This window comes from Enterobacter sp. PGRG2 (assembly GCF_030291195.1).
Classification (GTDB): domain Bacteria; phylum Pseudomonadota; class Gammaproteobacteria; order Enterobacterales; family Enterobacteriaceae; genus Enterobacter_D.
Genome location: NZ_CP127837.1, coordinates 3802863 through 3814508, shown reverse-complemented (window position 1 = coordinate 3814508; position 11646 = coordinate 3802863). Strand labels below are relative to the sequence as shown.

General features: G+C 60.3%; 10 protein-coding genes and 2 tRNA genes. 8 read left to right on the top strand and 4 right to left on the bottom strand.

The features are described from left to right. Positions 1-579: NUDIX domain-containing protein (locus QRD42_RS17035; RefSeq protein ID WP_321987682.1), on the bottom strand; the 579-nt coding region annotated here is incomplete at its 3' end. Between the two features lie 84 nt (positions 580-663). Between QRD42_RS17035 and QRD42_RS17030 the strand changes: the two genes are divergently transcribed. Both QRD42_RS17030 and QRD42_RS17025 read left to right on the top strand, forming a co-directional pair. Then, positions 664-1413, top strand: a complete 750-nt coding sequence (locus QRD42_RS17030) for a DeoR/GlpR family DNA-binding transcription regulator (protein ID WP_321987681.1) — start codon at positions 664-666, stop codon at positions 1411-1413. An 86-nt stretch (positions 1414-1499) separates the two neighbouring features. Continuing rightward, positions 1500-1745, top strand: coding sequence for a DUF2543 family protein (locus QRD42_RS17025; protein WP_321987680.1), 246 nt, complete (start codon positions 1500-1502; stop codon positions 1743-1745). A 55-nt stretch (positions 1746-1800) separates the two neighbouring features. Here the strand turns inward: QRD42_RS17025 and QRD42_RS17020 are convergent. Then, positions 1801-1876 (bottom strand) — tRNA-Asn (locus tag QRD42_RS17020). A gap of 187 nt (positions 1877-2063) precedes the next feature. Between QRD42_RS17020 and QRD42_RS17015 the strand changes: the two genes are divergently transcribed. Together QRD42_RS17015 and QRD42_RS17010 are read left to right on the top strand one after the other, a co-directional pair. Next, complete coding sequence (locus QRD42_RS17015) at positions 2064-3500, top strand: EmmdR/YeeO family multidrug/toxin efflux MATE transporter (RefSeq protein WP_321988782.1); 1437 nt, start codon at positions 2064-2066, stop codon at positions 3498-3500. A 121-nt stretch (positions 3501-3621) separates the two neighbouring features. After that, positions 3622-3697, top strand: a tRNA-Asn gene (locus tag QRD42_RS17010). A gap of 45 nt (positions 3698-3742) precedes the next feature. Here QRD42_RS17010 and QRD42_RS17005 read toward each other — a convergent pair. Beyond that, positions 3743-5194, bottom strand: a complete 1452-nt coding sequence (locus tag QRD42_RS17005; protein WP_321987679.1) for an AMP nucleosidase — start codon at positions 5192-5194, stop codon at positions 3743-3745. 161 nt (positions 5195-5355) lie between these two features. Between QRD42_RS17005 and QRD42_RS17000 the strand changes: the two genes are divergently transcribed. Further along, positions 5356-5880: a TetR/AcrR family transcriptional regulator gene (locus QRD42_RS17000; RefSeq protein WP_321987678.1), complete on the top strand. Its 525-nt coding sequence runs from the start codon at positions 5356-5358 to the stop codon at positions 5878-5880. Then, a complete protein-coding gene (locus QRD42_RS16995; protein WP_321987677.1) occupies positions 5877-7034 on the top strand; it encodes an MFS transporter in 1158 nt (385 codons plus the stop codon). Before QRD42_RS17000 ends, QRD42_RS16995 begins: the two co-directional genes overlap by 4 nt. Here the strand turns inward: QRD42_RS16995 and QRD42_RS16990 are convergent. After that, the gene (locus QRD42_RS16990) at positions 6998-7324 is read right to left on the bottom strand and encodes a hypothetical protein (RefSeq protein ID WP_321987676.1); all 327 of its coding nucleotides are present in this window, start codon (positions 7322-7324) and stop codon (positions 6998-7000) included. The two genes, QRD42_RS16995 and QRD42_RS16990, sit on opposite strands and share 37 nt — an antisense overlap. A gap of 174 nt (positions 7325-7498) precedes the next feature. On the opposite strand from QRD42_RS16990, the gene QRD42_RS16985 reads away from it, so the two are divergent. Beyond that, a complete protein-coding gene (locus QRD42_RS16985; RefSeq protein ID WP_321987675.1) occupies positions 7499-8596 on the top strand; it encodes an efflux RND transporter periplasmic adaptor subunit in 1098 nt (365 codons plus the stop codon). Next, a partial coding sequence (locus tag QRD42_RS16980; protein ID WP_321987674.1) for an efflux RND transporter permease subunit occupies positions 8593-11646 on the top strand: 3054 nt, incomplete at its 3' end. The genes QRD42_RS16985 and QRD42_RS16980, both read left to right, overlap by 4 nt.

Sequence of the window (11646 nt, the reverse complement as noted above, 5' to 3'; positions counted from 1 at the left end):
AAAAACCGCCTGGAGTGCCAGGTGCTGGATCAGCATAATGGTTTTCGCATCCTGGATCTCGCCGCTGCGAATGGCGGCGAGGGCTTTTTCAAACGGCCACTCCAGCACCTGAATATCTTCCCCTTCCTCCGCCAGTCCGCCGCCCGCGCCGCTGCGATCAGCATCCGAATATTCCGCGATGAAAAAGTAGAGTTTTTCCGTGACCGAGCCGGGGCTCATATAGGCTTCAAACACTTTCTCGATAGCGGCAACCTTAAAGCCGGTCTCTTCTTCGGCTTCGGCAATAATGCGTGCTTCCGGCGAGGCGTCATCCAGTAAACCCGCAGCCGCCTCAATCAGCAAACCATCATGCCCATTGATGTACACCGGCAGGCGGAACTGCCGCGTTAGTACCACCGTTCCTTTGGCTTTGTTATACAACAGAATGGCCGCGCCATTACCGCGATCGTAGGCTTCGCGGCTTTGTGCCTGCCAGCTGCCGTCGCGACGTTGCAGTTCGAAAGTGTATTTTTTAAGCGTGTACCAGTTATCGGACAGCAGCTCTTCACGGAGATGGCGAATATTCGGTTGTGCAGACATGTTATTTCCTTTTTAAAAGGTGACAGGAAATACGCTATCATGCACAATCGTGCATAATCAAGATCATTCGTGAAAGGTGAAAACATGCTGTCAGGACAACGCAAACAACTGATCCTCGATATGCTGGCGCGGGACAAGCAGGTGCTGTCCCGCGATTTAAGCCAGCGGTTTAACATTTCGGAAGACTCTATCCGCCGGGATTTGCGGGAGATGGCGGCGGAAGGATTACTGCAACGGGTGCACGGCGGGGCGCTGGCAGTGTCCGCGGCGACCGGCTCGCTGGAAACGCGTAAAAGCGTGCATATGGCAGCAAAAAAGAATATTGCCACTAAAGCCATCACTCTGATCCAGCCGGGGAGTATCGTCATTCTGGATGGCGGCACCACGTCTGAAGAGATGGTTAAACTGCTGCCGCCGGATCTGGCGTTTACCGTGGTGACCCACAGCCCGACCATTGCCGCCGCGCTGATCAATCTGCCGCTGGTGGATGTCATTATCCTCGGCGGCCAGCTGTATAAGCATTCGATGGTCACCGTGGGCGCGGCGATGATGGAGTCCCTCCGCCGTATCAATGCCGATCTGTTTTTCATGGGCGTCACCGGCGTGCACGAACGTGCCGGTTTCACCACCGGCAATTACGAAGAAGCCTGCGTAAAACGCGCGCTGTCAGAAAGGGCGGCAGAAACCGTGGTGCTGGCCTCGCCGGAAAAAATCAACTCGGCCTCGGCGTTTGCCATTGGCGATCTGAGCCTTGCCAGTACGCTGGTGATCGACGGTGAGCTGGACGAGAAAATGCGCAGCATAGTTAACAGCATGGGTATTACCGTGCTCTGAGCCCGGCACGTAAACGAACGCTGCGGTTATGCCCGCCACGTGCGATATACTAATACGCTTAATGCGAAAACCCCTGAGGGCCAGATATGAGCAATGAAGTACCAATCAAATATTATGACATCGCCGACGAGTACGCGACGGAAACGGAAACGCCGGTCAGCGACAGCGAACGCGATGCGCTGGCGCGTTATTTTGAGTTACTGATCACCCGCCTGATGAATGGCGAAGAGATCAGTGAGGACGCGCAGCAGGAAATGGCCACAGAAGCGGGTATTAATGAACAGCGCATTGATGAGATCGCCAATTTCCTGAATCAGTGGGGCAACGAGTAAGGCCGCCTGAATTGCAGACAGCAAAAAGCCCGCTATAAAGCGGGCTTTTTAAATGTGGCTCCTCTGACTGGACTCGAACCAGTGACATACGGATTAACAGTCCGCCGTTCTACCGACTGAACTACAGAGGAATCGTGTGGGAGCTAATCTTAGCGGCGAAAAACTTTTTGTCAAACCGCATTTTACGCTCTCGCGTTCGTCTGGCGAACCCGTCGCCGATTTGCCGGAAATACCAGCAAAATTTGTGGGAAATACTTTGCAGGATTAGCATTTCTCCATCATCATTTGAAATGAAGTTTCACTTTCTCACTAAGGTCCATTTTGAACGTCACTGCCGCTTTACGCCAGGCCGTCGCCCGCACGCCCTGGTACGCTAAACGAAAAAGTTACCGTGTACTTTTCTGGCGTGAAATCACCCCGCTTGCCGTGCCTATCTTCCTCGAAAATACCTGCGTACTGCTGATGGGGGTACTGAGTACCTTCCTGGTGAGCTGGCTGGGCAAAGAAGCGATGGCGGGAGTGGGCCTTGCCGACAGTTTTAACATGGTGGTGATGGCCTTTTTTGCGGCGGTCGATCTGGGTACCACGGTGGTGGTGGCCTTCAGCCTCGGTAAACGCGACCGGCGGCGGGCGCGCTCGGCGGCGCGGCAATCGCTGGTGATCATGACGCTGTTCGCCGCGCTGCTGGCGGCGGTGATCCACTATTTTGGCGCGCAAATTATTGATGTGGTGGCGGGCGAGGCCACGGCAGAGGTGAAAGCGCTGGCGCTGACTTACCTCGAATTAACGGTGCTGAGTTATCCGGCGGCGGCCATTACGCTGATCGGCAGCGGGGCGCTGCGCGGCGCGGGTAATACCAGAATTCCGCTGCTGATTAACGGCGGCATGAATATTCTCAACATTATTATCAGCAGTTTCCTGATCTACGGCCTGTTCTCCTGGCCGGGGATTGGCTTTGCCGGCGCAGGGCTGGGGCTGACCATTTCCCGCTATATCGGCGCGCTGGCGATCATCTGGGTGCTGATGATTGGCTTTAACCCGGCGCTGCGCATCACGCTGAAAAGTTACTTTAAGCCGCTTAACTTCTCCATTATCTGGGAAGTGATGGGCATCGGTATTCCCGCCAGTATTGAATCGGTGCTGTTTAACAGCGGCAAATTATTAACCCAGATGTTTGTGGCCGGGATGGGCACCAACGTCATCGCCGGTAACTTTATTGCTTTCTCCGTGGCGGCATTAATCAACCTGCCGGGTAACGCGCTGGGTTCGGCGTCCACCATTATTACCGGCAGACGTCTTGGTAAAGGACAGATCGGCCAGGCGGAACGCCAGCTGCGCCATGTGTTCTGGCTGTCGACCATCGGGCTGACGATTATTGCCTGGGGCACCGCGCCCTTCGCCGGGCTGCTGGCCGCGTTTTATACGCCGGAGCAGGACGTGCAGGAAGTGGTGAAGATCCTGCTGTGGCTGAACGCCGCCTTTATGCCGATCTGGGCGGCCTCCTGGGTATTACCTGCCGGGCAGAAGGGCGCACGCGATGCGCGATTTGCCATGTGGGTGTCGATGCTCGGCATGTGGGGCTGCCGTGTGGTGGCGGGTTATACGCTGGGGATCGTGCTCGGCATGGGCGTGATTGGCGTCTGGCTGGGGATGTTCCTCGACTGGGCGGTACGCGGAGCGCTGTTCTACTGGCGTATGGTCAGCGGCCGCTGGCTGTGGAAATATCCGCGCGCCATGCAGAAAAAAGCGGAGTGACGGCCTGAAGCTGCGCTCTTTTTGAACGGGGTGCGGAATAATTCGGCAATCGCGCGTTTTTTTGAAATCAGGCTTTGACAAGGCCACAGAGCGCCGTTAATATTCGCCCCGTTCACACGATTCCTCTGTAGTTCAGTCGGTAGAACGGCGGACTGTTAATCCGTATGTCACTGGTTCGAGTCCAGTCAGAGGAGCCAAATTTAAGAAGCCCGCTATTTAGCGGGCTTTTTGCTTTTCTGCCGTTAGCGGAACGGCGGCTCGTTGAAAGTACGCAGTTTACGCGAATGCAGACGCTCACCTTCCGCCCGCAGCAGATCAATCGCCCTGATGCCGATCTGCAAATGCTCCGAAATCGCCCCTTCATAAAAACGATTGGCCTGGCCCGGCAGTTTGATCTCGCCGTGCAGCGGTTTATCGGACACGCACAGTAAGGTGCCGTACGGCACGCGGAAGCGATAACCCTGCGCCGCGATGGTCGCGCTTTCCATATCAATGGCCACCGCGCGGCTTAAGTTAAAGCGCAGCGCCGACGCTGAATAACGCAGTTCCCAGTTACGGTCATCGGTGGTCACCACCGTACCGGTACGCAGCCGCTGTTTCACTTCCTCGCCGGGCATCTCGCTGACCTGTTTGGTGGCGTCGTACAGCGCGCGCTGCACTTCGGCGATGCTCGGGATGGGAATATCCGGCGGCAGCACCGCATCCAGTACGTGATCGTCGCGCAGATAAGCATGTGCCAGCACGTAATCGCCAATCGACTGACTCTCACGCAGGCCGCCGCAGTGGCCGATCATCAGCCACACATCCGGGCGCAGCACTGCCAGGTGATCGCAGATGGTTTTGGCGTTCGACGGGCCGACGCCGATATTCACCAGCGTGATCCCCTGACCGTCGGCGGTGATCAGGTGCCAGGCGGGCATCTGGTGTTTTTTCCACGCCAGATCGGAAATGGCCTGTTCCGGCGCTTCGGTTTCGGCGGTGATCCAAATGCCGCCCGCGCAGGAGAGCGCCACGTACGGGCTGTCCGGATCGAGGATCTGGCTGCAACCCCAGCGCACGAACTCATCCACATAGCGCGTGTAGTTGGTAAACAGCACGAACGGCTGGAAGTGCTCCACCGGCGTGCCGGTGTAGTGACGCAGACGCGCCAGGGAGAAATCCACGCGGCGGGCGTCAAAGTGCGACAACGGCGAGAATTCCGCCGGGTGATAAATGCCGTCGGCGGTTTCATCGCCAATCTGCGACAGCTCGGTGGTCGGAAAGTGGCGGGTTAAGTCCGCGCTCATCGAACGGTCCAGCGTCAGCGCCGAGCCGTCAATCACATAGGGATAAGGGATCTCGTGTTCAGACGGACCCACTTCAATCTGCGCGCCGTAATCCAGATACAGCATGGTGAGCTGCTCCAGCAGGTAAGGGCGGAACAGCGCCGGGCGCGTAATGGTGGTGCGATAGCTGCCGGGATGCGTAAAGCGGGCATAAGCGCGGGTTTTCCGGGCGTTCGGCGCGTTACCGTCCCAGCTGACCGACAACAGCGGGTACACAAATTTCCCCTGTGCACGGGCGAGCGTGTCGGGAAGCGTGCCCTTATCGATGTACTGCGCAATGGCATTGCGTAAGTCGCTGACCGCCTGGTCATACAGCGCTTCGAGCCGGTCAAGGGCCTGTTCCGGGGTAAGGCTCGCCTTGTTATCCATAATTATCTCCTTGTTTCACACATGTACTGCCATACCGATAGTATGTCACAGGATTGTGAAACAAAAGGGTGGGGATAAGGCTGAAAATCGGCGCTGCGGCGTCCGGTATCAGGCGAGGCGGTTAGTTTGACAGAGTAAACCGATCGTTTTACTTTTAAGGTATGGACATTAAAAACAAACTCCTCTCAGCCGCAGGATCCCTGTTTTACCGGCATGGTTTTAATGCCACCGGGATGGATCGGCTCACACAGGCGGCGGGCATGTCGAGCCGTACGCTCTATAAACATGCCGGCAGCAAAACGGCGCTCATCGTGCGGGTGCTTGAGGAGCGGGATCAGCGCTTTTTCGCGCAGCTGGAGGAGCAGAGCATCAAAGGGCTGTTCGACGCGCTGGATAACTGGCTGCGGGAGGAGGGCTGTCTGGGCTGTCTGTTTCTGCGGGCGTACGGCGAAACCGGCGGCGACAATCCCGAAATCGCGGCGGTGATCCGCGCCCATAAAGAAAAGACCTGGCAGACCATCCGCAGGCTGGTGGCGCTTGAAATCGGCCGCGAGGACGACCGGCTGGCGGAGCAGATCCTCATCCTCTTTGAGGGCGCGACGGCGGCCGCCATTTACCGCGGCGTGGGCACCGTGGCTGCCGCGCGTGATACGGCGGCGATGCTGCTGGCGGGGGCTAAATCATGAGTAAAAACGCCTGGCTCATTGCCACCGGCTTCAGTCTGATCGCCGTCTGCTATGGCTTCGCCCGTTTCGCCTTCGGGTTGTTTCTGCCGCGCATCGACGCCGATCTCTCCCTTTCTCCGACGCTGAGCGGGCTGATTTCCGGCGGATCCTTTCTGGGTTATTGCCTGACCATTGTGCTGGCAGCTTTTCTGACGGAGCGCATCGGCCCTCGCGCGGTGGCGCTGACCGCCGCGCTGGTGGCGGCGCTGGGCATGACCGGCATTGCGCTGGCGTCCTCTCCGCTGTGGCTGGCGGCGGCGGTGATGCTCGCCGGAGCCAGCACGGGGTTAGTCTCGCCGCCGCTGGCGGCCGCGGTGTCGGCTGCGGTGCAGCCGGATCGCCAGGGCGCGGCTAACACCATCATTAATGCCGGGACGGGCGCGGGCGTGGTGCTGTCAGGCCCCGTGGCGCTGGCGATGGGCGGACAATGGCGGCTGGCGTTCGGGCTTTTTGCCGCGGTGGCGTTCGCAATGGCGCTTGCCGCCGCGCGTTTTGTGCCGCGCAGTTCGTCTGCCGCCAGCAACAGCGCGGGCGGTCTGCCGTCAATCAGCCCGTCCCTGAAACGGCTGATCGTCGCCTCGTTTTTAATGGGCGCGGGCAGCACGGCGATCTGGTCCTTCGGCAGCCAGCTGGTGGCGTTGCGGCTGGAGTGGCGCGATACCGGCGCGGGCGTGCTGTGGATGGTGACGGGCGCGGCGGGCATTGCCGGTGCGGCGGCGGGGACGCTGGTGGCGCGCTTTGGTATGGATCTCATGCACCGGCTGTTTCTGCTGGCGATGGCGGCGGGCATTCTGCTGATCGGCTTTGAGCGCACCACGCCTGTGCTGACGCTTATCGGCGGGGCGCTGTTCGGCGCGGCCTATATTACGCTGTCCGGCATTTATCTGGTGTGGGGCGTCTCGGCGCTGCCGGACCGCCCGGCGACGGGGCTGATGATCTGTTTTCTGACGCTGGCGGTGGGGCAGACTGCCGGATCGCCGCTGTTCGGGCTGATCATGGATCGGCTGTCGGCGGGTTATGCGGTGGCGATCTTCGCCGCGCTGACCCTGTGCGCCGGGTTCAGCGGCACGGTGCCGCTTCACTCCGCCTGGCGAAAGCATTTTCGCAAAGCCTGAGACGACACCTCCGGCACCAGTGAAACCAGATTCAACGCGCGGCGCAGCTGCACACGATCGTAAAGTTCTGGCCGGGATGCCGCGTCAGAACTGATAATCAGCACATCCACTTCATCCACCAGCGCCTGCGGATCCTCCAGCGTCCAGCAGGGAAATTCCTGCGACAACCGTTGCGCCCGCTCGCCGGTGCCGGGGGAGAGAAACACCTGCGCATCCGGATCCGCCAGAAAGAGATCCCTGACCAGCGCTTCGGTCAGCGCATCTAACCCGAGAATACCCGTCCTTTTCATCTTTCCCCCGTTCAGTCACGGTACAAATGTGACTACATTATCAAATGGTCACTTGCTGTCAACCGGCCCGATCGCACAAAAATAAGTTCCAATGTCTCGCTTTGTGACCATTGACAATTTTGGTCACTCGTTTAAAAATGCCGCCATTGTTCCTTCCACGTAATCAGGTATCCCATGTTCAGGCTTAAACCTGTCTCCCTTGCTGTTTGCTTCCTGCCGCTGGCCCTGGCGGCCTGCGGTGACACCGCCAGTCAGGACGATCCGCGCACTCAGCCACCCCTGGTGCGGGCGGCAACGGTGGTGAGCGCTGCCGGGCAGTCCCGCGCCTTTACCGGCGTGGTGGTCGCCCGCGTACAGAGCGATCTCGGTTTCCGGGTGCAGGGCAAGATCCTCGAGCGGCTGGTGGATACCGGCCAGACGGTGAAGCGTGGTCAGCCGCTGATGCGCCTCGATCCCGTGGATCTGAACCTGACGGCGCAGGCGCAGCAACAGGCGGTTTCTGCGGCCCGCGCCCGTGCGCGTCAAGCCGCTGCCGACGAAGCCCGCTATCGCAGCCTGGTGAAAACCGGCGCGGTGTCGATTTCGGCATACGATCAGATCAAAGCCGCCGCCGACAGCGCCCGCGCCGACCTCAGCGCGGCGCAGGCGCAGGCGAATGTGGCGCAGAACAGCACCGGTTACGCGGTGCTGCTGGCGGACGCCGACGGCGTGGTGATGGAAACCCTGGCGGAACCCGGCCAGGTGGTGAGCGCCGGGCAACCGGTGGTCAGACTCGCCCGTGCCGGGCAGCGGGAAGCCATCGTGCAATTGCCGGAAACCCTGCGTCCGGCCATCGGCAGCGAGGCGCATGCCAGCCTCTACGCCAGTAAAAATCCGCCGGTGCCCGCCACGCTGCGGCTGCTCTCGGATGCCGCCGATCCCGTCACCCGCACCTTTGAAGCTCGTTACGTGCTGCAAGGCGCGCTGGCCGCCGCACCGCTCGGCTCCACCGTGACGCTGCATCTTGCCGAAGGCGAAGCCCGGGATGCGCTTATGCAGGTGCCGCTGGCGGCGATTTACGATGCCGGAAAAGGGCCGGGCCTCTGGCAGATTGTTGGTAAGCCCGCCACTGTGCGCTGGAAACCGGTACAGGTGCGGGGGCTGGGGGATGACGCGGCAAAGGTCAGCGGCAGCCTGAAGGCGGGGGAGCAGGTGGTGGCCCTCGGCGCGCATTTGCTGCATGAAGGCGAAGCCGTGCGTATCGCGGCGGGCGCAGCCGGGAGCCAGCCATGAGTCAGGGTAAATTTAACATCTCAGCGCTGGCGGTGCGCGAGCGATCCATCACGCTGTTCCTGATCCTGCTTATTACCGTGGCGGGGATGCTGTCGTTTTTTCAACTGGGGCGCGCGGAAGATCCGCCGTTTACCGTCAAGCAGATGACCATCATTACCGCCTGGCCGGGCGCGACCGCGCTGGAAATGCAGGATCAGGTGGCCGAGCCGCTGGAAAAACGCCTCCAGGAGCTGAAATGGTATGATCGTACCGAGACATTCACCCGTCCGGGAATGGCTTTTACCACGCTCTCTTTACAGGACAGCACGCCGCCCTCGCAGGTGCAGGAGGAGTTTTATCAGGCGCGCAAAAAGCTCGGCGACGAAGCCAGAAACCTGCCCGCGGGCGTTATCGGCCCGATGGTGAACGATGAATTCTCCGACGTCACCTTTGCGCTGTTCGCGCTGAAGGCGAAAGGGGAGCCGCAGCGCCTGCTGGTGCGCGACGCCGAATCCCTGCGCCAGCGGCTGCTGCACGTGCCGGGCGTCAAAAAGGTCAATATTATTGGCGAGCAGGCAGAGCGGATCTTCGTCTCCTTCTCCCATGACCGCCTCGCCACGCTGGGCATTTCGCCGCAGGCGATTTTCGCGGCGCTTAATAACCAGAACGTCCTGACGCCTGCGGGCTCCATTGATACACAGGGGCCGCAGGTTAACATCCGCCTGGATGGTGCGTTCGACACGTTGGAGAAGATCCGCGATACGCCGCTGGTGGCGCAGGGGCGCACGCTGAAGCTGTCGGACGTGGCGACGGTGGAGCGGGGCTATGAAGATCCGGCCACCTTTATGGTACGCCATCAGCGCGAACCGGCGCTGTTGCTGGGGGTGGTAATGCGTGAAGGCTGGAACGGCCTCGATCTGGGAAAAGCGCTGGACGCGGAAACCGCCAGCATCAACGCTGACATGCCGTTGGGCATGACGCTGAGCAAAGTCACCGATCAGTCGGTGAACATCAGCTCCGCCGTTGACGAGTTCATGATCAAATTCTTCGTCGCGCTGCTGGTGGTGATGGTGGTGTGCTTTGTCAGTATGGGCTGGCGCGTGGGCGTGGTGGTGGCCGCCGCCGTGCCGCTGACGCTGGCGATTGTCTTTGTGGTGATGGAAGCCTCCGGCAAAAACTTCGACCGCATTACGCTGGGATCGCTGATCCTCGCGCTGGGGCTGCTGGTGGATGACGCCATTATCGCCATCGAAATGATGGTAGTAAAAATGGAAGAGGGCTATGACCGCATCAAAGCCTCGGCTTACGCCTGGAGCCACACCGCCGCGCCTATGCTGGCCGGGACGCTGGTTACCGCCGTGGGCTTTATGCCGAATGGTTTTGCCCAGTCGACCGCCGGGGAATACACCAGCAATATGTTCTGGATCGTCGGCATCGCGCTTATCGCCTCCTGGGTGGTGGCGGTGGTGTTTACGCCCTATCTCGGGGTGAAAATGCTGCCGGAGATCAAAACCGTGGCGGGCGGTCATGCCGCTATCTACAACACTCGCCATTACAACCGTTTTCGTCGACTGCTGACCCGCGTCATTGCCCGTAAATGGATAGTCGCCGGTGCGGTGATCGCCATCTTTACCGTGGCGATCCTCGGCATGGGGCTGGTAAAAAAACAGTTTTTCCCCACCTCCGACCGCCCGGAAGTGCTGGTGGAAGTGCAGCTGCCCTATGGCACCGCCATTGAGCAGACCAGCGCCACCACCGCGAAAATTGAAGCCTGGCTGCAACAACAGCCGGAAGCGAAAATTGTCACCTCATACATCGGCCAGGGATCGCCACGCTTTTATCTGGCGATGGCGCCTGAGCTGCCCGATCCGTCGTTTGCGAAAATCGTGGTGCTGACCGACAGCCAGCAAGCCCGTGAAGCGCTGAAATTCCGCCTGCGTGACGCGGTCGCCGCCGGGCTGGCACCGGACGCCCGTGTGCGCGTCACGCAACTGGTATTCGGTCCGTACTCCCCATATCCGGTGGCGTACCGCGTGGTCGGCCCGGACACCGCCACGCTGCGCGATATCGCCGGACGGGTGGAGAAAGTGATGCAGGCCAGCCCGATGATGCGCACCGTCAATACCGACTGGGGCCAGCGCGTGCCGACGCTGCATTTCACCCTGAAACAGGATCGTCTCCAGGCGGTGGGGCTGACGTCGAACGCCGTCGCGCAGCAGTTACAGTTCCTGCTCTCTGGGGTGCCGATCACCAGCGTGCGGGAAGACATTCGTTCGGTGCAGGTAACGGGCCGCGCGGCGGGGGATATTCGCCTCGATCCGGCCAGAATTGAAGGCTTTACGCTGGTGGGGGCCGACGGGCAGCGCATTCCGCTGTCGCAGATTGGTGAAGTGACGGTGCAGATGGAAGATCCGCTGCTGCGCCGCCGCGACCGGATGCCGACGCTGACCGTACGCGGCGACATCGCCGAACACCTGCAACCGCCGGATGTCTCGACCGCTATCCTGAAATCCTTACAGCCGATCATCGACACGCTGCCGCCCGGCTACCGTATTGAGCAGGCGGGTTCCATAGAAGAGTCCGGCAAGGCCACCAGAGCGATGGCACCGCTGTTCCCGATCATGATCGCCCTGACGCTGCTGATCATCATCCTCCAGGTGCGCTCGATGTCGGCGATGGTGATGGTGTTCCTTACTGCACCGCTGGGGCTGATCGGCGTGGTGCCGACCTTGCTGCTGTTCAACCAGCCGTTTGGCATTAACGCGCTGGTGGGGCTTATTGCGCTCTCCGGCATTCTGATGCGTAACACGCTGATCCTGATAGGGCAGATCCACCACAACGAGCAGGCAGGGCTGGCCCCGTTCGATGCGATGGTGGAAGCCACGGTGCAGCGCGCCCGGCCGGTACTGCTGACGGCGATGGCCGCCATTCTGGCGTTCATCCCCCTGACGCACTCGGTGTTCTGGGGCACGCTGGCCTACACCCTGATCGGCGGTACCTTTGGCGGCACCATTATTACGCTGGTGTTCCTGCCCGCCATGTACGCCATCTGGTTCAGGATCCGTCCTGAC

What these genes read in the sequence shown, in the direction of transcription:
- QRD42_RS17030 (WP_321987681.1), top strand. Translation starts at nt 664, where the DNA reads ATGCTGTCAGGACAACGCAAACAACTGATCCTCGATATGCTGGCGCGG.
- QRD42_RS17025 (WP_321987680.1), top strand. Translation starts at nt 1,500, where the DNA reads ATGAGCAATGAAGTACCAATCAAATATTATGACATCGCCGACGAGTAC.
- QRD42_RS17005 (WP_321987679.1), bottom strand. Translation starts at nt 5,194, where the DNA reads ATGGATAACAAGGCGAGCCTTACCCCGGAACAGGCCCTTGACCGGCTC.
- QRD42_RS17000 (WP_321987678.1), top strand. Translation starts at nt 5,356, where the DNA reads ATGGACATTAAAAACAAACTCCTCTCAGCCGCAGGATCCCTGTTTTAC.
- QRD42_RS16995 (WP_321987677.1), top strand. Translation starts at nt 5,877, where the DNA reads ATGAGTAAAAACGCCTGGCTCATTGCCACCGGCTTCAGTCTGATCGCC.
- QRD42_RS16990 (WP_321987676.1), bottom strand. Translation starts at nt 7,324, where the DNA reads ATGAAAAGGACGGGTATTCTCGGGTTAGATGCGCTGACCGAAGCGCTG.
- QRD42_RS16985 (WP_321987675.1), top strand. Translation starts at nt 7,499, where the DNA reads ATGTTCAGGCTTAAACCTGTCTCCCTTGCTGTTTGCTTCCTGCCGCTG.